The organism is Paraburkholderia phenoliruptrix (assembly GCF_902859825.1).
Classification (GTDB): Bacteria; Pseudomonadota; Gammaproteobacteria; order Burkholderiales; family Burkholderiaceae; genus Paraburkholderia; species Paraburkholderia phenoliruptrix.
The window spans coordinates 1-22,214 of sequence record NZ_CADIKB010000060.1 but is presented as its reverse complement, the minus strand read 5'-3'; the positions used below and the strand labels follow the sequence as shown (position 1 = coordinate 22,214).

23 protein-coding genes and 3 pseudogenes are annotated in these 22,214 nt (G+C 57.6%); 24 read left to right on the top strand and 2 right to left on the bottom strand.

Annotated features, from left to right (window positions below; translation table 11 throughout):
• Positions 1 to 110 precede the first annotated feature (110 nt).
• The 24 genes and pseudogenes from HV711_RS31155 to HV711_RS31040 form a co-directional block, all read left to right on the top strand.
• Positions 111 to 806 (top strand): annotated as a pseudogene (locus HV711_RS31155) (YHS domain-containing protein); the annotation flags it as partial.
• Positions 803 to 1,159, top strand: a complete 357-nt coding sequence (locus tag HV711_RS31150) for a phenol hydroxylase subunit P4 (protein WP_011516093.1) — start codon at positions 803 to 805, stop codon at positions 1,157 to 1,159. The pseudogene HV711_RS31155 and the gene HV711_RS31150, both read left to right, overlap by 4 nt.
• A 78-nt stretch (positions 1,160 to 1,237) precedes the next feature.
• Complete coding sequence (locus tag HV711_RS31145; RefSeq protein ID WP_035486329.1) at positions 1,238 to 2,302, top strand: NADH:ubiquinone reductase (Na(+)-transporting) subunit F; 1,065 nt, start codon at positions 1,238 to 1,240, stop codon at positions 2,300 to 2,302.
• A gap of 2 nt (positions 2,303 to 2,304) precedes the next feature.
• Positions 2,305 to 2,661, top strand: a complete 357-nt coding sequence (locus tag HV711_RS31140; protein ID WP_035486348.1) for a 2Fe-2S iron-sulfur cluster-binding protein — start codon at positions 2,305 to 2,307, stop codon at positions 2,659 to 2,661.
• 17 nt (positions 2,662 to 2,678) lie between these two features.
• Positions 2,679 to 3,623: a catechol 2,3-dioxygenase gene (locus HV711_RS31135; protein ID WP_021159336.1), complete on the top strand. Its 945-nt coding sequence runs from the start codon at positions 2,679 to 2,681 to the stop codon at positions 3,621 to 3,623.
• 21 nt (positions 3,624 to 3,644) lie between these two features.
• On the top strand, positions 3,645 to 4,094 hold the full coding sequence (locus tag HV711_RS31130) for a GlcG/HbpS family heme-binding protein (RefSeq protein WP_035486332.1): 450 nt from the start codon (positions 3,645 to 3,647) through the stop codon (positions 4,092 to 4,094).
• A 66-nt stretch (positions 4,095 to 4,160) separates the two neighbouring features.
• Positions 4,161 to 5,672: a 2-hydroxymuconic semialdehyde dehydrogenase gene (locus tag HV711_RS31125; RefSeq protein ID WP_021159335.1), complete on the top strand. Its 1,512-nt coding sequence runs from the start codon at positions 4,161 to 4,163 to the stop codon at positions 5,670 to 5,672.
• Between the two features lie 2 nt (positions 5,673 to 5,674).
• Positions 5,675 to 6,457: a 2-oxopent-4-enoate hydratase gene (gene dmpE / locus HV711_RS31120; protein ID WP_042974940.1), complete on the top strand. Its 783-nt coding sequence runs from the start codon at positions 5,675 to 5,677 to the stop codon at positions 6,455 to 6,457.
• A 78-nt stretch (positions 6,458 to 6,535) separates the two neighbouring features.
• Positions 6,536 to 7,447 carry an acetaldehyde dehydrogenase (acetylating) gene (locus HV711_RS31115; protein ID WP_035486339.1) on the top strand — a complete coding sequence of 304 codons (912 nt, stop codon included), beginning with the start codon at positions 6,536 to 6,538 and terminating at the stop codon, positions 7,445 to 7,447.
• Between the two features lie 19 nt (positions 7,448 to 7,466).
• Entirely contained in the window at positions 7,467 to 8,513 is a 1,047-nt protein-coding gene (gene dmpG, locus HV711_RS31110; RefSeq protein WP_175145548.1) for a 4-hydroxy-2-oxovalerate aldolase, read from the top strand.
• Positions 8,510 to 9,298 carry a 2-oxo-3-hexenedioate decarboxylase gene (gene dmpH, locus HV711_RS31105; protein WP_095423708.1) on the top strand — a complete coding sequence of 263 codons (789 nt, stop codon included), beginning with the start codon at positions 8,510 to 8,512 and terminating at the stop codon, positions 9,296 to 9,298. Before dmpG ends, dmpH begins: the two co-directional genes overlap by 4 nt.
• 11 nt (positions 9,299 to 9,309) lie before the next feature.
• Positions 9,310 to 9,501 (top strand): 2-hydroxymuconate tautomerase, encoded by a 192-nt coding sequence (thmT, locus tag HV711_RS31100; RefSeq protein WP_011516083.1) that lies wholly within the window; start codon positions 9,310 to 9,312, stop codon positions 9,499 to 9,501.
• 59 nt (positions 9,502 to 9,560) lie between these two features.
• Complete coding sequence (locus tag HV711_RS31095) at positions 9,561 to 11,063, top strand: aromatic/alkene/methane monooxygenase hydroxylase/oxygenase subunit alpha (protein ID WP_035480067.1); 1,503 nt, start codon at positions 9,561 to 9,563, stop codon at positions 11,061 to 11,063.
• 68 nt (positions 11,064 to 11,131) lie between these two features.
• Positions 11,132 to 11,398, top strand: a complete 267-nt coding sequence (locus tag HV711_RS31090) for a toluene-4-monooxygenase system B family protein (protein WP_021159329.1) — start codon at positions 11,132 to 11,134, stop codon at positions 11,396 to 11,398.
• A 55-nt stretch (positions 11,399 to 11,453) separates the two neighbouring features.
• Positions 11,454 to 11,789: a monooxygenase system ferredoxin subunit gene (locus tag HV711_RS31085; RefSeq protein ID WP_011516080.1), complete on the top strand. Its 336-nt coding sequence runs from the start codon at positions 11,454 to 11,456 to the stop codon at positions 11,787 to 11,789.
• A 40-nt stretch (positions 11,790 to 11,829) separates the two neighbouring features.
• Positions 11,830 to 12,144 carry an MmoB/DmpM family protein gene (locus tag HV711_RS31080; protein WP_035480072.1) on the top strand — a complete coding sequence of 105 codons (315 nt, stop codon included), beginning with the start codon at positions 11,830 to 11,832 and terminating at the stop codon, positions 12,142 to 12,144.
• Positions 12,145 to 12,198: 54 nt separating this feature from the next.
• Positions 12,199 to 13,185, top strand: coding sequence for an aromatic/alkene monooxygenase hydroxylase subunit beta (locus HV711_RS31075; protein ID WP_035480075.1), 987 nt, complete (start codon positions 12,199 to 12,201; stop codon positions 13,183 to 13,185).
• 99 nt (positions 13,186 to 13,284) lie between these two features.
• Entirely contained in the window at positions 13,285 to 14,307 is a 1,023-nt protein-coding gene (locus tag HV711_RS31070; protein WP_035480076.1) for a 2Fe-2S iron-sulfur cluster-binding protein, read from the top strand.
• A 64-nt stretch (positions 14,308 to 14,371) separates the two neighbouring features.
• On the top strand, positions 14,372 to 14,977 hold the full coding sequence (gene gstA / locus HV711_RS31065) for a glutathione transferase GstA (RefSeq protein ID WP_023872375.1): 606 nt from the start codon (positions 14,372 to 14,374) through the stop codon (positions 14,975 to 14,977).
• 139 nt (positions 14,978 to 15,116) lie between these two features.
• Positions 15,117 to 16,178, top strand: a complete 1,062-nt coding sequence (locus HV711_RS31060) for an alcohol dehydrogenase (RefSeq protein ID WP_023594111.1) — start codon at positions 15,117 to 15,119, stop codon at positions 16,176 to 16,178.
• 78 nt (positions 16,179 to 16,256) lie between these two features.
• Positions 16,257 to 17,651: an OmpP1/FadL family transporter gene (locus HV711_RS31055; protein ID WP_244142780.1), complete on the top strand. Its 1,395-nt coding sequence runs from the start codon at positions 16,257 to 16,259 to the stop codon at positions 17,649 to 17,651.
• Between the two features lie 368 nt (positions 17,652 to 18,019).
• On the top strand, positions 18,020 to 18,229 hold the full coding sequence (locus HV711_RS31050; RefSeq protein WP_025647960.1) for a hypothetical protein: 210 nt from the start codon (positions 18,020 to 18,022) through the stop codon (positions 18,227 to 18,229).
• Positions 18,230 to 18,328: 99 nt separating this feature from the next.
• Positions 18,329 to 19,159: an alpha/beta fold hydrolase gene (locus tag HV711_RS31045; RefSeq protein ID WP_025647959.1), complete on the top strand. Its 831-nt coding sequence runs from the start codon at positions 18,329 to 18,331 to the stop codon at positions 19,157 to 19,159.
• A 172-nt stretch (positions 19,160 to 19,331) separates the two neighbouring features.
• A complete protein-coding gene (locus HV711_RS31040; protein WP_025647997.1) occupies positions 19,332 to 21,176 on the top strand; it encodes a sigma-54-dependent Fis family transcriptional regulator in 1,845 nt (614 codons plus the stop codon).
• Between the two features lie 66 nt (positions 21,177 to 21,242).
• On the opposite strand, the pseudogene HV711_RS31035 reads toward HV711_RS31040, so the two are convergent.
• Positions 21,243 to 21,739: pseudogene (locus HV711_RS31035) on the bottom strand (IS5 family transposase); the annotation flags it as partial.
• 374 nt (positions 21,740 to 22,113) lie between these two features.
• Positions 22,114 to 22,214, bottom strand: a pseudogene (locus HV711_RS31030) (IS5/IS1182 family transposase); the annotation flags it as partial.

Here is a 22,214-nt window from a genome sequence, read left to right as displayed (position 1 = left end):
CCGCCCTGAAGCGTTCGCCCTCGAAATCCAACATTGACCATGATCGCAAGGTCGCATAATCTATGCCGCACCCGCCGTCCCAACCTTCAACTGTCTGTGGGACATTGCCCCGGGTGATGAGCTGGCGCGAGAGCTGGGAGATGTACGTCGAGCAGAACGGCGGCGCGCTGTTCAAGGATCTTGCGCGTTACGGCATCCGTAAGCCCAAGGGCTGGGACCAGGCTTGCGAAGGCAAGGACCACATCAGCCATCAGACCTTCGCCGTGTTCTATAACTATAACGCCGCGGCCCCCATCCACACCTGGGTTCCCACAGAAGAAGAAATGGGGTGGCTGTCGGAGAAGTACCCCGAGACGTTCGACAAGTATTACCGTCCGCGTTGGGACTACTGGCGCGAGCAGGCCGCCAAGGGCAACCGTTTCTACAACAAGACGCTGCCGATGCTCTGCACTACCTGCCAGATTCCGATGATATTCACCGAGCCTGGCGACGCAACCAAGATCTGCTATCGCGAGTCGGACTACCTCGGCGACAAGTATCACTTCTGCAGCGACCACTGCAAGGAGATTTTTGACAACGAACCCGAGAAGTTCGTGCAGTCATGGCTTCCGCCGCAGCAAGTGTATCAAGGAAACTGTTTCAAGCCGGATGCCGATCCGACCAAGGAAGGTTTCGATCCCTTGATGGCCTTGCTCGACTACTACAACCTGAATGTAGGCCGGGACAACTTCGATTTCGAGGGGTCGGAAGACCAAAAGAACTTTGCTGCCTGGCGTGGAGAGGTCTTGCAAGGAGAAGCCAAATGAGCGTTGTTGCCCTCAAACCCTACAAGTTCCCGGCACGAGACGCGCGCGAAAACTTTCCGGCGCCGTTGCTGTTTATCGGCTGGGAAGACCATCTGTTGTTTGCGGCACCAGTTGCCTTGCCCCTGCCGTCGGACACGTTGTTCGGTGCGCTGTGCACCCAGGTGTTGCCCGGCACTTATGGCTATCACCCCGATTTCTCAAAAATCGACTGGAGCCAGGTGCAGTGGTTTAAGTCCGGCCAGCCGTGGCATCCCGACCCGGCGAAGTCGCTGGCTGAAAACGGTCTGACGCACAAAGACGTGATCCGCTTTCGCACGCCTGGCTTGAACGGTCTGAGCGGTTCCTGCAATTGAGATTGCGTCATGGCAGCGCAATCACACCGCAGCCGAAGTTACAGGCCGCGGTGTGATTGGCCTCCGGCGATTTGAACAATGACCTATCAACTCAACATTCAGCCCCTGGGTGCCACCATTGAGGTGGAGGAAGGGCAAACTATACTCGACGCGGCCTTGCGCCAAGGCATTTACATTCCGCACGCGTGTGGTCACGGGCTATGTGGAACCTGCAAGGTGCAGGTGTGTGACGGAGAAGTCGATCTCGGCGATGCGAATCCCTTCGCGCTGATGGACTTCGAGCGCGAGGAGCGCAAGGCGTTGGCCTGCTGTGCCACCTTGCTCGATGACACGACCATCGAGGCCGACATCGAGGAAGACCCGGACGCCGAAGTCATCCCGGTCGAGGATTTCAATGCCGAGGTGACACGCATCGAGCAACTCACACCGACGATCAAAGCCGTCTTCCTGAGACTCGATCAACCGATTCATTTTCAGGCGGGTCAGTACGTGCAACTTGAAATTCCCGAGTTGCGCCAGACACGGGCGTTTTCCATTGCCAATTCACCTGCGGACGTCGCAGCAACGGGGGAGATCGAGCTCAATATTCGCCGGGTTCCGGGAGGACAGGGCACGGGTTACATCCATGAACAACTGGCGGTGGGGAACATACTGCACGTGACGGGTCCCTATGGCCGGTTTTTCGTGCGCAGGTCAGCCGACCAACCCATGGTTTTCATGGCAGGTGGTTCAGGCCTGTCGAGCCCTCGGTCGATGATTATCGACTTGTTGCAAAGCGGATGGAGCAGGCCTATCACTCTGGTCTATGGCCAGCGCAATGAGGCAGAACTGTATTACGACGAGGAGTTCCGCGAGCTCAGCCAGCGGTATTCGAACTTCAGCTACGTGCCGGCACTATCGGAAAAAGCAGAAGGTGCGACGCATCCCTTGGCGCAGGGTTTCGTTCACGAGGTCGCCAAGGCTCATTTCCAGAACAACTTTTCCGGCCACCAAGCCTATTTGTGCGGGCCGCCGGCGATGATCGACGCCTGCGTCACGACCCTGATCCAGGGCCGGTTGTTCGAACGCGACATCTATTTTGAGAAGTTCATTTCCGCAGCCGATGCCCAACAAGTACGCAGTCCGCTTTTCAAGAGGGTGTGATCGTGACTACTCAGGACGGGAAGGTCAACGTGACCGTCAAGCAGACCGGCGAGCGTTTCAGCTGCGCTCTCGGTGAGTCTCTGCTTTCCGGCATGGCACGCCTTGGGCGTCGCGGCATACCAGTTGGTTGCCTTAGCGGCGGGTGCGGGGTGTGTAAGGTCGCGGTGTGCAGAGGCAGCGTGCGCAAAACTGGAGCAATGAGCCGTGCGCACATTTCCGAGGCGGAAGAAGCGCAAGGTGTGGTGCTGGCGTGCCGGGCGGCTCCCACTGATGATGTGGAACTGGAGGTGGTCGGCAAGATGCAAAAGCCCTTTTTCAAAGGGTTGAGCTTTCAGGTAGCCCAAGATTCAACGAAATAAGCCGAAGGAGATAGACCATGGGTGTGATGCGAATCGGCCATGCCAGTCTGAAAGTGATGGACATGGCGTTGGCAATCAAGCACTACGAAAACGTCCTGGGAATGAAAAGGACGATGGAGGACGAACATGGAAACGTGTACCTCAAGTGCTGGGACGAATGGGACAAGTACTCCGTTATTCTGACGCCGTCCGATCAAGCAGGGCTCAACCATGTCGCCTACAAGGTTGAGCACGATGCCGACCTGGACGCGCTGCAAAAGCGTATCGAAGCCTATGGCTTCAAGACACAAATGCTCCCCGAAGGTACCCTTCCTTCGACCGGTCGTATGCTGCAGTTCAACCTGCCGAGCGGACATGAGATGCGTCTGTTTGCGACGAAGGAATATGTGGGCACCGGAGTCGGAACGACCAATCCTGACCCGTGGCCCGATGACGTCAAGGGGGCAGGCGCCCATTGGCTGGATCACTGCCTATTGATGTGTGAACTCAATCCGGAGACGGGCGTGAATCGGGTGGCGGAAAATACCCGGTTCATGAAGGAATGCCTGGGCTTTTATCTGGCTGAGCAAGTTATGGTAGGTCCGGATAGTAGCATTCAGGCTGCAACGTGGATGTTCCGCACGTCCACGCCGCACGACATCGCTTTCGTAGGTGGGCCTCGCAATGGTTTGCACCACATTGCCTTCTTCCTCGACTCGTGGCATGACGTACTGAAATCGGCTGACGTCATGGCCAAGAACAAGGTCAAGATCGACGTGGCGCCGACGCGCCATGGGATTACCCGCGGGGAGACGATCTATTTCTTCGATCCAAGTGGGAATCGCAACGAGACCTTTGCCGGCCTGGGCTACCTCGCTCAACCTGATCGGCCTGTGACGACCTGGACGGAAGAGCATCTCGGCAGCGGCATCTTCTATCACACCGGTGAGTTGGTCCAGTCATTCACCGAGGTTTACACCTGACTGCCACGCAGGAGATAGCACATGACTCAGGCTGACTCACTTCATAGCGTCGAGGCGCGGCTGATCAACTGGCCTGCGGCTAACCGCGTCGTCGAGGCAGCTGCGCTGCACGCGCAGCGCCTCGGCGTATGCGTGAACATCGCGGTGGTCGATGTGGCGGGGAATCTTGCCGCGTTTCTGCGCATGCCTGGAGCGCCGTTGCACTCCATCGAGATCGCCATCGACAAGGCATACACGGCAGCCAGTTTCGGCTTACCGACCAGTCGGTGGAGTGAGGCCTTGCTGAGTCATTCCGAAGCGGTCCGCCAAGGCATCGTGCGAAGGCCCCGCTTCATCGCCTTCGGCGGTGGTTTGCCGATTGTTGAAAGTGGCCATCGCATCGGGGGTATTGGCGTGTCTGGCGGTACCGAAGAGCAGGACGAGCACTGTGCGCAAGCCGGATTGAGCCTGCAAGGTCTAACTCAAACCTGAATCTTTCCGGAAAGTCGACTGCCGCCGCGACCACATTTGCCTAACAAGGAAGTTTACTGAAACATCATGCTGATTACCGATCCCCAAGCGACCGCGAGCACTGGAAACCAGTCCGTCGCTCGTGCTAAAGAAATCCACAACTTCATCAACGGCGAATATGTGCCGGGTCAGCGTTGGTTCGAGAAGCGCTCGCCGTTGAACAACGCGGTCATTGCCAAGGTGGCCGAAGCCGGCCGTGCCGAAGTCGACGCGGCGGTGGCTGCGGCGCAGGCCGCGCTCAAGGGAGCATGGGGGCGCATGAGCTTGGCCCAGCGCGTGGAAGTGCTGTACGCGGTGGCCGACGGCATCAACCGTCGTTTTGACGACTTCCTTGCCGCTGAGGTAGAGGACACGGGCAAGCCTATGAGCCTGGCGCGGCATGTGGACATTCCGCGTGGGGCGGCCAATTTCAAGATCTTCGCCGATGTGGTGAAGAACGTGCCCACTGAGTTTTTTGAAATGCCTACACCGGATGGTGTCGGGGCGATCAACTACGCCATGCGTCGACCGGTCGGGGTGGTCGGGGTGATCTGTCCATGGAACCTGCCGCTGCTGCTGATGACCTGGAAAGTCGGCCCAGCGCTGGCCTGTGGCAACACCGTTGTGGTCAAGCCCTCCGAAGAGACGCCGCAGACCGCTGCATTGCTGGGCGAAGTGATGAACGCGGCGGGCGTGCCGCCAGGGGTCTACAACGTCGTGCACGGCTTCGGCCCCAGCTCCACCGGCGAATTCCTCACCACCCACCGCGGCATCAACGCCATCACCTTCACCGGTGAAACCCGCACGGGTGCGGCCATCATGAAGGCCGCGGCTGACGGTGCGCGCCCCGTGAGTCTGGAGATGGGCGGCAAGAACGCTGCCATCGTGTTTGCCGATTGCGACTTCGACGCCGCCATTGAAGGCACGCTGCGCTCGTGCTTCGCCAACTGTGGCCAGGTCTGCCTGGGTACGGAGCGGGTATATGTCGAGCGCCCTATCTTTGATCGTTTTGTCTCCGCGCTCAAAAAAGGCGCTGAAGGCATGCAGCTCGGCCGCCCGGAAGATCCGGCCACCGGCATGGGCCCGCTGATTTCGCAAGAGCATCGTGACAAGGTGCTGTCGTATTACAAGAAGGCGGTTGAAGCGGGCGCGACGGTGGTGGCGGGCGGCGGTGTACCCGATATGCCGGACGCGCTCAAAGGCGGCGCGTGGGTACAGCCCACCATCTGGACGGGCTTGGGCGACGACTCGGTGATTGCCCGCGAGGAGATCTTCGGCCCTTGCGCGCTGGTCATGCCATTCGACAGCGAAGAAGAGGTGATCCGCCGTGCCAACGATAACGACTACGGCCTGGCCACGGCGATCTGGACCACCAATCTGTCGCGTGCGCACCGCGTGGCGGGGGCCATCGAGGTCGGCATTGCGTGGGTGAACTCCTGGTTCCTGCGCGATTTGCGCACGCCGTTCGGCGGGGCCAAGCAGTCGGGTATCGGGCGCGAGGGCGGAGTCCACTCGCTGGAGTTCTACACGGAACTCAAAAACGTTTGCATCAAATTGTGATCATGGACAAAACTCAAATCACCGAGCTTGGCGACGCCCTGTATCAGGCACTGACCACGCGAACCGTGCTCGATCCGCTGACCGAGCGCCACCCCGATATGACGATCGAGGACGCCTATCACATCCAGCAGCGCATGATCGAGCGTCGTGTGCAGGCTGGTGAAACCATCATCGGCAAGAAGATCGGCGTGACGTCGGCGGCCGTGATGAACATGCTTGGCGTGTATCAGCCGGATTTCGGCTACATGCTCGACGGCATGATCTACAACGAAGGGCAGTCGATCGAGATCGGCACGCTGATTCAGCCCAAGGCCGAAGGCGAGATCGCGTTCATCCTCAAGAAAGACCTGATGGGGCCGGGGGTGACCAACGTGGACGTGCTGGCGGCGACCGAATGCGTGATGCCGTGCTTTGAAATTGTCGATTCGCGCATCCGCGACTGGAAGATCAAGATTCAGGACACCGTGGCGGACAACGCCTCCTGTGGCGTATTCGTGCTGGGTGATCACGCGGTCGATCCACGCAAGCTCGACCTGACGCTGTGCGGCATGGTGATGGAGCGTAATGGCGAGATTATCGCCACGGGCTGCGGCGCGGCGGCACTGGGCTCACCGGTCAACGCCGTGGCCTGGCTGGCCAACACGCTGGGGCGTCTGGGCATTGCACTCAAGGCGGGCGAGGTGATCTTGTCCGGCGCGCTGGCGGCGATGTTCCCGGCCAAGGCGGGCGACAGTTTCCGCGTCAGTATTGGCGGTCTGGGCGGTTGTTCGGTCCGGTTTCACTGAACGCGCCCGGCCAGGCACCACGCCCGGCCGTTGTCGGATGCCGTGCGTAAAAGTCATTTTTATAGGAAGGACAAGGTCATGAAAAAGATCAAATGTGCGCTGATCGGACCAGGCAATATCGGCACCGATCTGCTGGCCAAGCTCAAGCGCAGCTCGGTGCTGGAGCCGGTGTGGATGGTGGGCATCGACCCGGAATCGGAAGGGCTGAATCGAGCCCGTGAGCTCGGCATCAAAACCACGGCGGAAGGTGTCGACGGGCTGCTGCCGCATGTGCTGGCCGATGGTGTGCAGATCGCGTTTGATGCCACCAGTGCATATGTTCACGCGGAAAACGCGCGCAAGCTTAACGCGCTGGGCGTGATGATGATCGATCTGACGCCGGCGGCAATTGGCCCGTACTGCGTACCGCCGGTCAATTTGAAAGGGCACCTGGGCAAACGCGAGATGAATGTAAACATGGTCACCTGTGGCGGGCAGGCCACCATTCCGATGGTCGCTGCGGTCTCGCGCGTGCAGCCGGTGGCATACGCAGAAATCGTCGCGACCGTATCGAGCCGATCGGTGGGGCCCGGCACGCGCAAAAACATTGACGAATTCACGCGGACCACGGCCGGCGCGGTGGAAAAGGTGGGGGGCGCGAGGAAGGGCAAAGCCATCATCATCATCAACCCGGCGGAGCCTCCGCTGATGATGCGCGACACGATTCATTGCCTGACCGAAAGTGAGCCGGATCACGAGAAGATTACCGAGTCGATTCACGCGATGATCAGGGAAGTCCAGAAGTACGTGCCCGGTTACCGGCTGGTCAACGGCCCGGTGTTTGACGGCAAGCGTGTGACGGTCTTCATGGAGGTGGCGGGCCTGGGGGACTATCTGCCCACGTACGCCGGCAACCTGGACATCATGACCGCTGCCGCGGCCCGGACCGCCGAGATGTTTGCCGAAGAGATGATTGCCGGCAATCTCACGCTCGAACCGGTTGTCGCTTGAGCCGTCAAGGAGAACAGAGATGAACCTGCAAGGAAAAAAAATCACCGTCCACGACATGACGTTGCGTGACGGCATGCATCCGAAGCGCCATTTGATGACGCTGGAGCAAATGAAAAGCATCGCCTGCGGCCTGGACGCAGCCGGGATCCCCCTGATTGAAGTCACGCACGGCGATGGCCTGGGCGGCTCGTCGGTCAACTATGGCTTTCCGGCCCACAGCGATGAAGAATATCTGGGGGCCGTGATCCCGCTCATGAAGCAGGCCAAGGTCTCGGCTTTACTGTTGCCGGGCATCGGCACCGTCGATCATCTGAAGATGGCCAGGGAGCTTGGCGTGCACACCATCCGGGTGGCTACGCACTGCACCGAGGCTGACGTGTCAGAGCAGCACATTGCCCTGGCGCGCAAGCTTGAGATGGACACGGTGGGCTTCCTGATGATGGCGCATATGAACAGTCCTGAAGGGCTGGTCGGGCAGGCAAAGCTGATGGAGTCGTACGGCGCCAACTGTGTCTACATTACCGATTCGGCTGGCTACATGCTGCCCGATGATGTCAGGGCCCGCCTTGGCGCGGTGCGTGAGGCGCTCAAGCCGGAGACGGAACTGGGCTTTCACGGCCACCACAATCTGGCGATGGGGATCGCCAACTCCATTGCGGCCGTTGAGTGTGGCGCCACCCGCATCGACGCCGCCGCGGCTGGTCTCGGTGCGGGTGCGGGCAACACGCCGATGGAGGTGCTGGTCGCCGTATGCGACCGAATGGGGATTCAGACCGGAGTGGATGTGTGGGCCATTCAGGACGTGGCCGAAGACCTGGTCGTGCCGATCATGGACTTCCCCATCCGGATCGACCGCGATTCGCTCACCCTGGGTTACGCCGGGGTCTACGGGTCGTTCCTGCTGTTTGCCAAGCGCGCCGAGCAAAAGTATGGCGTACCGGCGCGCGAGATCCTGGTCGAGCTTGGGCGCCGGGGCATGGTCGGTGGCCAGGAAGACATGATTGAAGACACGGCCATCACGCTGGCCAAAGCGCGTGCGTCAAAGGCGCAGAAGGTGGCGGCATGAAACTGGATCGCACCACCATTGCGCGCCTTGCAGAGCACCTCGAGAACTGCGAGCTCCACGCGCAAGACACGCTCAAGATCACCGATGAGCATCCCGAGATGGATTGGGATGACGCTTACGCGATCCAGGACGAGATTCGCCGCCGCAAGCTGGCCCGCGGCGGGAAGATCGTTGGGCTCAAAGCGGGGCTGACCTCGCACGCCAAAATGAAGCAGATGGGGGTTGAGAGCCCTGTCTTCGGCTTCATGGCCGACTATTACGCGATCCCCGATGGCGGCACGTGCAAGACCGAGGCGCTGATCCATCCCAAGGTCGAGCCGGAAATCGCCTTTGTTACCAAAGCGCCGTTGAAAGGCCCGGGCTGTCATATTGGAGCGGTGCTGGCGGCGACTGACTTCGTGATGCCGGGCATCGAAGTCATTGACTCGCGCTACCGCGATTTCAAGTTCGATCTCAAAAGTGTGGTAGCGGACAACACGTCGGCCGCACGCTTTGTGGTGGGTGGGCGCGCACTGCCAGTGTCTGAGGTGGATCTGCGCACCGTCGGCATCGTGCTGGAGAAAAACGGTGAGCCGGTTGCGTTCGGGGCGGGCGCCGCGGTGCTGGGCCACCCGGCCGCGGCGATTGCGATGCTGGCCAATCATCTGGGCGCGCGTGGCGAGGAGATTCCGGCGGGCAGTTTGATTCTGTCAGGGGGGATCACGGAGGCCATTGCCGTGCGAGCGGGGGATGCCATCGCCCTGCGGGTGCAGGGGATGGGCGGCACCGGTTTGCGCTTCGTTTAAAGGAGATAGCCATGCCGATTGCGCAGCTGTACATCATCGAAGGCCGCGATGCGGAAAAGAAGGAGCGGCTGATCGCCGAGGTCACCGAGGCGATCCATCGCGCGATTGATGCGCCGGTGGAGTCCATCCGCGTGCTCATTACCGAAATGCCGAAAGAACACTTTGGAATCGCGGGTCAAAGCGCCAGGAAGCGAGGGCGTTAGGACGTTATGTGTGTGGTGTGTTGAGGGCCAGTTGGCCTTAGAAATTATGGAGACTGAAAATGGCTTTGTTAAATCGGATGGACTGGTACGACCTTGCCAGGACGACTAACTGGTCGCCGAAGTACGTCACGGAGAGCGAGCTTTTTCCGCCCGAGCTCAGTGGAGATCACGGCATTCCCATGGAAAAGTGGGAGACCTACGACGAACCATACAAGCAGACTTACCCGGAGTATGTCAAAGTCCAACGCGAGAAGGACGCTGGCGCGTACTCCGTGAAGGCCGCGCTCGAGCGCAGCCAGATCTATGAAAGATCTGATCCGGGTTGGCTTACGGTGATGAAGCAGCATTATGGTGCCATTGCCCTCGCCGAATATTCCGCCTCGAGCGCCGAAGCGCGGATGATGCGCTTCTCCAAGGCACCGGGCATGCGCAATATGGCGACCCTGGGAAGTATGGACGAAATTCGTCACGGTCAGATCCAGCTCTACTTTCCTCATGAGCACGTCTCGAAAGACCGTCAGTTCGACTGGGCTGCCAAGGCCTTCCATACCAACGAATGGGCAGCGATTGCCGCACGTCATTTCTTCGATGACATCATGATGACGCGCGACGCGATCAGCGTCGCCATCATGCTGACCTTCAGCTTTGAAACCGGCTTCACCAACATGCAGTTTCTTGGGCTGGCGGCAGACGCTGCGGAGGCCGGGGATCACACATTCGCCAGTCTGATCTCGAGTGTGCAGACCGACGAGTCGCGCCATGCACAGATCGGCGGTCCAACGCTCCAGATTCTGATCGAGAACGGCAAGAAAGCCGAGGCCCAGAAAAAGGTTGACATCGCTTTTTGGCGCGCGTGGAGGCTGTTTTCGGTGCTGACTGGGCCGGTGATGGACTACTACACCCCGCTCGAGCATCGCAAGCAGTCGTTCAAGGAGTTTATGCAGGAATGGATTGTTGCGCAGTTTGAACGCGCACTGAGCGATCTGGGGCTCGACAAGCCTTGGTATTGGGACACGTTCCTGCAGCAGCTCGATCAGCAGCATCATGGCATGCATTTGGGCGTCTGGTATTGGCGTCCTACCGTCTGGTGGAACCCGGCAGCCGGCGTCACGCCCGCAGAACGGGATTGGCTGGAAGAAAAATACCCTGGCTGGAACGACACCTGGGGCCAGTGCTGGGATGTGATCATCGACAATCTGGTCGACGGGAACATCGCGCAAACGTACCCGGAGACGTTGCCGATCGTGTGCAACATGTGCAACCTGCCGATCAATTACACGCCGGGCAACGGGTGGGCCGTGCAGGATTATCCGCTCGAATACAACGGCAGGCTGTATCACTTCGGCTCGGAGCCGGATCGGTGGTGCTTTGAGCAGGAGCCGGAGCGTTATGCGGGCCATATGACTTTGGTGGACCGTTTCCTGGCTGGCTTGGTGCAGCCGATGGATCTGGGGGGCGCATTGGCTTACATGGGTCTGGCACCCGGCGAAATCGGTGATGACGCCCACGGCTACTCATGGGTGGACATTTACAAGAAGATGCGCATGAAGAAGGCAAGTTGAGCACTGCTGCCTGAAGAGCCGGTGGTATGACCACCGGCTCAACCACCAACCAAACAGAGGACTCCAAAATGGCTTTGTTTCCCTTGAGCTCCAATTTCGAAGGCGACTTCGTGCTTCAACTGGTGGCGGTCGATACCGAGAACACCATGGACGAAGTGGCGACCGCTGCTGCGCATCACTCCGTTGGACGGCGTGTGAAAGCGCGTCCCGGGCATATCCTGCGGGTGCGCCGGCAAGGTAGCAAGGAATGTTTGCCCCGAACGATGAAAGTGGCTGATTCGGGCCTCAAGCCGACCGAGTGTGTTGAGGTCATCTGGGAACCCGCCCAGCAATAACCAGGCATTCGGCAGTTGATGTGCTGGGGCCCCTTCATCAATAGAAAGGAAGTTCATGACATTTAAGAAAGTGTGCTCTCTGGACGATCTTTGGGAGGGCGAAATGGAGTCGTTCGAGGTCGATGGGCAGGAAATTCTGATGGTTTGGCCGCAGGGCGGCGACCTGAAGGCGTTCCAAGGTATTTGCCCACACCAGGACATTCCGCTCATTGAAGGCAAATTCGACGGCAAGACGGTGATCTGCAGGGCGCATCTTTGGCAGTTCGATGCCTGCTCTGGAAAAGGTATCAACCCGTCGGACTGTGCGCTGGCCGAGTACCCAATCAAGATCGAAGGCGATGCGGTATTTGTGGAAACCGAGGGTGTGAAGCCGCTGTTCGCACATACGTGAGCAGCATTCGGTCCGCCAATTCGAAAGCAAGGAGAAAGCTGTGACTAAAAACGATATTGCATCGGCCCACCTTAACAACAGGGTGGGTCCGGTCATGCGTGCTGGGGAGCTCGCTGAGGCAGTAGTTGAGGCAGCGCGAGAGGACAACCCTGGCAAGGAAATTCGCGTGGACGACAAGCGCGCCTATTTGCGCATCGACACCGACGGGGAGTTAATCCTGCGCCGCGAAACGATCGAGCGGGCGCTGGGCCGACCGTTCAAAATGCCTGACCTCGAGGTTGAATTGAGTTCGTTTGCCGGGCGTATTGAAACTATGCCCGATCAGGTCCGCTTCTACTTTGAGAAGCAAGTCTGAGTAGCGGTACCGGACAACATCCGCCCCACCAAGTAAAGATTCGAGGAGACAAGCATGTCTGAAGTTCAAGTTCTCAAGCCGCTCAAGACCTGGAGTCATCTCGCGACGCGGCGCCGCAAACCGAGCGAATACGAGATCGTTTCCACCAATTTGCACTACAACAAGAGGGATCCGAATGCTCCCTACGAGCTCGATCCGGATATGTGGATGAGCCGCTGGTTCAAGCAGCACACCCTCAATAGTCCGCTCAAGCACGACGATTGGAACGCGTTCCGCGATCCGGACGAAGTCATCTATCGCACGTACAACCTGATGCAGGACGGCCAGGAGACGTATGTCTTCGGGTTGTTCGACCAGTTCAATTCCCGTGAACATGATAAGTCGCTGGATCCCCGCTGGGCTGGTAAGCTGGCCCGGCTATATACCCCGGCCCGCTACCTGTTCCACACGCTGCAAATGGCCTCCGCTTACGTCGGCCAGATGGCTCCAGCGAGCACTATCACCAACTGCAACTATTTTCAGATGGCCGATTCTTTCCGCTGGTTGAGCCATACGGCCTATCGTACGAAAGAGTTGTCGCTAGCATTCCAGGACAAGGGCTTTGGTAGCGACGAGCGTAAATATTGGGAAGACGACGTCGCCTGGCAAGGCTTCCGTGAGCTTATGGAAAAGGTTCTCGTAACATGGGACTGGGCCGAAGCGTTTGTGGCGCTCAACCTGGTCGCCAAGCCGGCGGTGGAGGAATCGGTGCTGCGCAAGCTGGGCGAGTCCGGACGCCATAACGGAGATACTTTGCTAGGCCTGTTGACGGACGCCCAACTCATCGACGCGGCACGTCACAGGCGTTGGGCCACGGCGTTGGTCAAGATGGCGCTCGAAAAGCCAGGTAACGCCGAAGTTATCAAGAATTGGATTGCCAAGTGGGAATCGCTCGGCGATGCGGCTATCGATGCCTATTGCAGCACGCTTGCCGATGTACCAGACGCCTCGGAGTCGGCCAAGTCGGCGACTCGAGAGTTTCGTCGATCCCTGGGTCTGTAAGGAAAGACTTCCAGCCGATGCTGTCTCAGGGGACCATCAAGAGCGCCTGGATCACGCGCTCTTGGTGATCTTGACAGCGTAATCACAGGGATTTCATGTATGTCTGAACATCAAATACTCATAGAGGGTGAGAAAACTGCCTTTGTCCAGGCGGGGGAAGACACTGTCCTGCGGGCAGCTTTGCGCGCCGGAATAGGATTTCCCTATGAGTGCAACTCGGGCGGGTGTGGCAGCTGCAAGTTTGATCTGCTGGACGGAGAGGTCGAGAATCTTTGGCCAGACGCGCCAGGGCTGACCGAACGCGATCGGCGTAAAGGTCGTCTGTTAGCGTGCCAATGCAGAGCCAAGGGGAATATACAGATAAAGGTGCGCGTCGAGGCGGACCATCAATCTCAAGTGAGGCCGAAGCGACTGCTGGCCAAGTTTGTAGAATCGCATGAAGTCACCCACGACATTCGCGAATTTCGCTTTGTGACGGATGGCCCGGCCACCTTCTTGGCGGGACAGTATGCGATGCTTTCGGTCCCTGGTGTGACCGCGCCGCGGGCCTACTCCATGTCTAACACCGGCAATGATCGAGGCGAGTGGCATTTCCAGATCCGGCGCGTGCCGCAAGGTAAAGCGACAGAGCAGTTGTTCCATCACCTTCGTGCGGGCGATCAACTGGAGATCGATGGACCTTACGGCCTTGCTTTCTTGAGAACGGAGGCCCCACGCGACATTGTTTGCGTAGCGGGCGGGTCGGGTCTTGCACCGATGGTGTCCATTGCACGTGGCGCGTCGCAGTCCGGCATGCTAAAAACACGCCATCTCCATTTTTTCTATGGTGGGAGAACGCCGTCAGACATTTGCGGAGAATCATTCCTGCGCATGTTACGTGGCTACGACGAACGCATTCATTTTTACCCGGTCGTGTCTTTGCCGGGTGAGGCCTCCGGATCTCAGTGGAGCGGTGAAACGGGATTTGTTCATGACGTGGTTCGGCGTGTGTTCGGGGATACGCTGTCAAATTTTGAGTTTTATTTCGCCGGTCCTCCACCTATGACTCAGGCTCTTCAGGAGATGTTGATGATCGGCTACTGTGTTCCTTTCGAACAGCTTCATTTCGATCGTTTCTTTTAATGAAGTGTCCACACGACTTGCGATTAATGTCGATGCAAGTCTATTAATCAGAGGAGAGTAATCGATGAAACTGTACTACAGTCCTGGCGCTTGTTCGCTTTCACCGCACATCGTATTGCGTGAAATGGGCTTGACATTCGAGCTCGAAAAAGTCGATCTGCAAAGCAAAAAGACCGAGAGCGGTTCTGACTTTCGCAGCGTCAACCCCAATGGTTATGTGCCGCTGCTGGCTCTCGACGATGGGCAGGTGCTCACGGAAGGTCCGGCGATCGTACAGTACTTGGCCGATCGGGCTCCCGAAGCGCGGCTGGCGCCTGAAGCCGGGACGATGGAGCGCTATCGTTTGGTGGAATGGCTAAACTTTATTTCGACCGAGCTTCACAAGGCTTTTGCGCCGCTTTTCAATCCTAAAACGCCGGAAGAATGGAAAGCCATCGTAAATGATTTGATCGCGGCGCGTCTGGCTTATGTTGAAAAAAAGCTCGATGGTCAGGCCTATCTGATGGGAGATAACTTCACGGTTGCTGATGCTTATCTGTTCACCGTGCTGTCTTGGGGAAAGTGGGTCGGCGTAGATATCGGACGCTGGCCGACTTTGCAGAGCTATACGAATCGAATTTCTTCTCGCCCGACCGTGCAGGCCGCGCTCAGAGCCGAGGGCCTGATCTAACGAAGACCGGTTCTTGTTGCCCCAACTTTTTCGGAGTTGGGGTTCAAGATTTTCCTTTAAGTATGAAGAGGGGTTGAGACATCAGGATACGGGAAGGTGAAAGCACAACTTATGCTAACTAATCTATAAGGACTACAAAATGAAAGCCGCAGTCTATTACGGTCCGCAGGATATTCGCTGTACGGATATTCCAGACCCCGTCATTCGCGCCGACCACGAAATGCTAGTCAAAGTAACGGCCACATCGATATGTGGCTCCGATTTGCACCTTTACCGGGGCGCGCTTGATGGAATCATGGAAAAAGGCAAGTCCCAAACAGGTCATGAGTTGATCGGCGAAGTCGTGGAGGTCGGTAAGAGCGTCGGGCGCTTCAAGCAGGGGGATCGCGTCAGTATGGGGTACTCAGTCTCATGCGGCCACTGCTACATGTGCGAGGTTGGGCAGACCGCACATTGTGAGACTACCAAAAACGCAGTCTATGGATTCGGCATACCTTTCGGCAGCATCAATGGAACTCATGCGGAGGCCCTGATCGTCCCTCACGCGGATGGTCACGCGATGAATGTGCCGAAGGGAATTCCCGATGAAGCGGCGGTTACGCTTTCCTGCAACCTGCCGTCGGCAATCATCGCCAACCGCCTGGCCGATATCCAGGTCGGGGAGAATGTTGCACTGGTGGGCTGCGGGCCGACGGGAATGATGACTCTCGATATCGCGCTGCACAGAGGGCCGGGGCGCGTGGTTGTACTCGATAAGGTTGCCCATCGTCTTGACGTGGTGCGCAAAAAGGGGGGCGTGGCGATTGATGCGAACCAGGAAGACTGGAAAGAAAAAGCACTGGCAGAAACCGGCGGACGTGGCTTTGACAAAGTGATCGAGGTGGTCGGTTATCCCGAAACCCTACAGATGTGCCTCGATCTGGTTCGCCCCGGCGGAACGGTTGCCGCGATCGGCGTTTTCTGCGACTCAACTTTCAATCTGAATTTGGCCGATGTGTTTCTGCGCAATATCAGCTTGCACATGAATGGCTTCGCTAACGCCCAGCCTTACATGTGGGAGGCATTGCGGCTGATGGAGCGTGGTGTGATCAATCCGCAAGAGTACTTTTCACACGCGTTCGAACTTGCTGATGTGGACAAGGCATTCTCGGTCTTTCATCAGAAATCGGACAGCGCAATGAAGGTACTGATCCGGCCATAAACCTGCTTCGACGTAAAGCGAGGGTGAGCGCGCGAACGCTCATACCATTATTAGAAAAAATCTGGTAAGGAGACGAAATTGAAGATCAATCAGAGTTGTGTCGCTGTGCGGGTGATCGTGGGTTTTTCGGTCGCGTTATTTGCGATGGGCACTGCGAAGGCTACTGACGTGTTCAATCTGGAGGGCTATGGCCCCGTGTCCCGCGCCATGGGGGGCACAGGCGTGGCGTACGACATTGGCGCGGCGGCCATGATGGAGAACCCGGCGACGCTGGGCTTGATGGAGCAGGGGGCCTATCTAGATTTCGGGCTGGATGTCATCAACACCGATATCAACATACGAAACGCCGCCACCGGTGAATCAGTTTCTTCTGGCAATCACGGCAACAACAACGGCCCCTACTTCGCGCCCGAAGCCGCATTCGTGTATCGGGCCGGGAAGTATGCATTCGGCGTGGGTGCCTTCGCGGGAGGGGGACTCGGCACGCAGTACGGCGGCAGCAGCTTTCTGTCGCGCACGACCACCAACGGCATCAACACCGGCTTCGACAATTTTTCGCGTCTCCTGGTGTTGCGCATTCCGTTTGCCATGTCTTACGACGTCACGGACAAGCTGACGGTCGGCGGCTCGCTCGACGCAGTCTGGACCTCGCTGAATCTCGGCATGCTGCTGGATGCCTCGCAGATCGGTACGCTCGCGGCCCAGCACCGCGCGTCGGGCACGCTGCTGCCCGCGCTCGCCAGCGTGCCAGGCCTGTCGGGCGGGTATATCAACTTCGCGCATAACGGAATCGTGGGCGGAGGCGCCGATGCCTGGGGGATCGGCGGCAAGCTGGGCCTCACGTATCGCCTCACGCCGGACACCGTGTTTGGCCTGGCCTACAACTTCAAGACGCACGTGGGCGATCTGGGCGGCCATGCAACGTTGTCGGCAGTGAGTTCCGTTGCCGGAAACATCCCGCTCGACGGTCAGATCACGGTCCACAGCTTCGAAATGCCCGCGCAGTTCACGGCAGGTATTAGCCACCGGTTCAACGATCACTGGAGCGTTTCGGCCGACTATCAGCGCGTGTTTCTCGCGAGCGTGTTCAAGGACATCAACGTGAGCTTCGTACAGTCGGGCACGGGGGCGAACCTGAACCTGTCGCTGCCGCAGAACTACCGTGACATCAACGTGTTTGGCGTGGGGGCGGAGTACCGCTACAACGCGAGCCTCGCGTTCCGTGCGGGCTTCCATTATGCGCAGGAAGCCATACCCAACAATATGCTGTTGGCCGTCATTCCCGCCATCCCGACCACGACCCTGACCGGCGGCGTCTCTTATGCGTTCAGCCAAAACAGCAAGATCGACCTTGGCATATCATTCGCATTGCAGAAGACCTTGACGAACACGAGTCAGCCCAACACCTCCGTGCCGATAAAGGTGACCCACTCGCAGATCAACGCGGCGGTGGCCTGGCAAAAACGGTTTTGATGCAGAGGCGGGCGCGGGTGGGGTTGACCCTGTAGGTCAGGACTGTCAGACACCGTTAAGGCAAACATTGTGATTATTGACGTACCACGTTCATCGGCGAAATTTAAGCCCACAAGAGGTCGCGTGAGTCGGGAACAGCAATTTTTGTGTTCACGAAGCCGGACATTGAAGTCATGAATTACCAAAGACGTTTTTAGTGTCCTGAATTTGACGCTCGTAGAAGGGAAACGGAAGTGGACGCTCGTGCAATGAGATCTACGCGAAAATCCGCTAGCCGTTCAGGAAGTGGTACTTCCCCCAAAGGGCGCGGTCTTGCGTAAGCCGCATTGAGCAGATGATTGCTCCGAGTCATCAGAGGTCGACAAACTATGCTTGACGAGTCAAATATACTGACGCTCCGGGATGCAAAGCTCCTGCAGGCGTGGACGAACGCCTGGTTTGAGGCGGCCGTCGAACTAGGTTTTATCCGGTGGCCCTATGTACCCGACAAAGAAGTCGTCAAGCGTTTGCATGGCTACTTCAATGCAGGGTTGATGCCAATGGAAGCCGCCCAAGCATGCTTTGCGCCGAAGCATTGAGAAAGATCGACGATGGTTCAACCAAGAAAAATCATACGAAGTTGTTAAGGAAAATTAAGTTGTTTCTCGTTGCCAGATACTGGATATATGGAGTTGCAAATGTCGGATTCTTTAGAAATTGCGAATACGGTCACCGCATATGGTATAAAAACCAATTATCACGATCGTGGTCAGGGAGTGCCTGTTCTTTTGATTCATGGATCGGGCCCTGGAGTAACCGCATGGGCGAACTGGCGCCTCACAATCCCTGAACTCGCGAAGCAGTTTCGCGTCATCGCACCGGACATGGTGGGCTTTGGATATACCGAGCGGCCGGAGGGTATCCAGTATGACATGGATACCTGGGTCGGGCATGCGCTCGGGTTGCTGGATGCGCTTGGCATTGACAAGGCTCACGTGGTGGGCAACTCTTTCGGAGGGGCGCTGGCCTTGGCGCTGGCCATCCGGGCGCCCGAAAGAGTGCGCCGATTGGTCCTCATGGGCAGCGTGGGTATCTCCTTCCCGATAACGGAGGGGTTGGACAAGGTTTGGGGCTACGTTCCGTCAATCGACAACATGCGAGAGTTGCTCGATGTTTTTGCGTTCGACCGCAATCTCGTGAATGACGGCCTCGCTCGCCTGCGTTATGAGGCAAGCATCCGGCCGAACTTTCAGGAAGCGTTTTCAAGTATGTTTCCGGCACCGCGCCAGCGTTGGGTGGACGCTATGGCGAGCCGGGAGGAGGACATCGGCTCGCTTCCGCACGAGACACTCATCATCCATGGGCGCGAAGACCAGGTCATCCCGCTGTCCAATTCCTATACACTGCTCAGACTGATTCCACGGGCGCAGCTGCACGTGTTCGGCCGCTGTGGCCATTGGACGCAGATTGAGCATGGAGAGCGATTTAACCGGTTGGTCGGTGACTTCTTCTCGGAAGAGGCGCTTTAAGCCTCCGCGCGGAGGTCTTTGGGGAGCGTTCAAGTGACGCCAACGGCATGTGGCAACGAACGGTCCCCCAATTAGGTTTTCGTTCCAGGCAGGTTTACGCACCCGGTGAGAGCGTGCGAGACGATGAACTTTTAAGAAAGAGCCCTGACTGGCGATCTCTTGAGGAGGGGACATGAAGGAGGAGAAAGGGAAAGCGGGAGAAATAGACAGAGGAATACCGCTTTTCGTGCCGGATGTAGTGGCTGATCTGCATTTCCCGGACATTCGGGATCTGGCGGAACGGCTTCGTTTCAATCCTGCGGACGGTCGCATCTGGCTCGACGATCGTCGAATGGTCTTGATCCATACGGACGCGTTTGCTTCACTGCGACAGGAACTCATCGAAGCTTTAGGTATCGATGCTGCGCGCGGATTGCTGACCCGCATGGGATATCTATCGGGTTCTCGGGATGCCGCGCTCGCACGAAAGGTTCGCGGGCAAGACAGCGCATTTGATGCCTTCGCGGTAGGTCCTCAACTTCACGCCCTGGAAGGCATCGTCCTGGTAGAACCTGTCAGAGTGGATATCGACAGCACCACCGGTCAGTATTACGGGGAATTTCTGTGGAAAGACTCGTCCGAGGATGAGGCTCACATATCCGTGTACGGCATCGGCTCCGAACCAGCCTGCTGGATGCAGATTGGCTACGCGTGCGGCTACACGAGCGCTTTCATGGGCCGGCGTATTCTATACCGGGAAGTCGAATGCCGCGCGATGGGCAATACATTATGCCGAATCATTGGAAAGCCCGTGGAGGAGTGGGACGCCCCCGATGCGGACCTTCGGTATATGCTGCCACAATCTCTGGAGAAACGTCGCTTTGTCGCGTTGAAAAGTTCAGGGCCAGCCCCGACTGACTCTACAGATCATGAGTGTGTGCCTTGCAAGCCTGACGAAGTGCCTGTCAAAGAAGGACCAATAGGCGCGTCTGCTGGATTCAACGCAGTGATGCACAAAATATTCAGAGTGGCTCCCACTAGTGCGACCGTTTTACTGATGGGCGAGAGCGGCGTGGGCAAAAGCCTGTTTGCTCGGGAACTGCACAACAGAAGTTCGCGTGTAGGGAAACCATTCGTTGAATTAAATTGTGCAGCTATTCCCGATTCGCTGATTGAATCGGAGCTTTTTGGTGCGGAGCGAGGGGCATTCACCGGCGCATCCGATGCCCGCGTTGGGCGTTTCGAAAGCGCAAACGAAGGGACCATTTTTTTGGATGAGATTGGTACTCTCAGTCTAACCGCTCAAGCGAAGCTATTGAGAGTTTTGCAAACGGGGGAGATGGAGCGACTCGGGAGTTCAAAGACGGTTAAGGTCAATGTTCGGGTAATTACTGCGACTAATGACAACCTCAAACAGGCGATAAAAAGCGGGCGTTTTCGTGAGGATCTTTTCTACCGGCTGAATGTATTTCCAATTTTTATTCCACCTTTGCGTGAAAGAAAGGATGATATCCCGGTTTTGCTGGAATTTTTCATAAAGAAATTTTCACGAAGGCATGGTCGGCCCCTCAAGGGCTTATCCAATCGTGCGCTTCATCTATTGCTGGATTACTCGTGGCCCGGGAATATCCGCGAGATGGAGAATGTGCTCGAACGTGGCGTTATCCTCGCCGAGGAAGGCGGTACGCTCGATGTATGCCACTTGTTTAGTAGCGATGACACCGTGGAATGTAAGGGTGCTTTTGGTTTAAGCGACCTTGGGTCGCTTGTCCTCGATTCCATATCGACGAGCGCTCCCCCCGAGGCGATCCGCAAGAGCGGAGAAGCCCCGGAGGGGCTCGAGGATTGGGCAGCGCTTGCTGTACAGATGAACAAAGCGACACTTTGCGAGGTCGAAGATGCGCTCGTACGCGCGGCACTCAAAGCCGCGAACGGGAACATATCAGAAGCCGCACGTCTTCTCGGATTGACACGCGCGCAACTCGACTACCGTGTCAAGAAGTTGAACAATTCAATGCCAATCTCGACGGAGAAGTAGAGAGCGCAAAGCACCAGCGCTTGGGACGCGCCGGGATCGAAAGTTTCCTCCTTGGCTAGGTCCTGTTCACATTCTCACGAGCGGTCCAAAGGCACAGGCAAGCGAAGCGAAGGCGAGATAGTTGCCTGCGAGCTTGTCGTAGCGAGTGGCGACACGACGAAAATGTTTGATACTACTGAAAAAGCGTTCCACGATGTTCCGGGTCCGATACAGCACGCGGCTATAGCGACGCTTGGTCTTGCGGTTCGAACGCGGCGGGATTACGGCCTTCGCACGCGTAGCGCGGATGCTCTCCACAAAGGCGTTCGAGTCGTAGCCTTTGTCAGCGATGACCGCCCCGGTGCGCAAATGCTCAACCAGTTCATTCGCGAACGAAATATCGGAAACTTGCCCCTCGGTGGCAATCAACCGCAGGGGACGTCCGGCGTCATCGACGGCCAGGTGCAACTTGATCGTCTGCCCACCTCGCGAGCGACCGAGCGCTTGCAGACCGTTTTTTTGGGGGCTCCGGACGAATGCTGGTGCGCGCGCACGATGGTCGAATCGATCAACACATATGTTACGGACCGGGCTATTTGAGGATCAGCGAGGAGTGTTTTTCCCGCGAACGTCGGGAACGAATTTTTGAACTTCACCGCGAACAGCGCGGGACATGGAGAACGTAAAGAAGGCCGGTACTGCCGTGATATCGTGAGACGGTTTCCAAGCCACACACGAATCAACAACAGTCCGGCCTATGTATCGAATCGTACACGCCTTTCTCACTCTCGAACAACATCATCGCGCCGTCGTCTCCACGCCACAGTCCTATCGCCCCGAACGCTGCCCGCATTGCGGATTCGGCGGATGTCACTGACCGGCATATTCGAGCCATTCCTGACCTGCCCCCTTCAATAGGGCCAATGGGCTTCTAGCAAAGTCCCTTTAAGAGACTGTTTCATAAAGGCTGTTCGGTGCGCTGAAGAGTGTTCCAGCAAATCAGGCAGCAACCGAGTTTGAGGAACGCGCCGTGAATGTCGGCACGACGCTCGAAGCGAA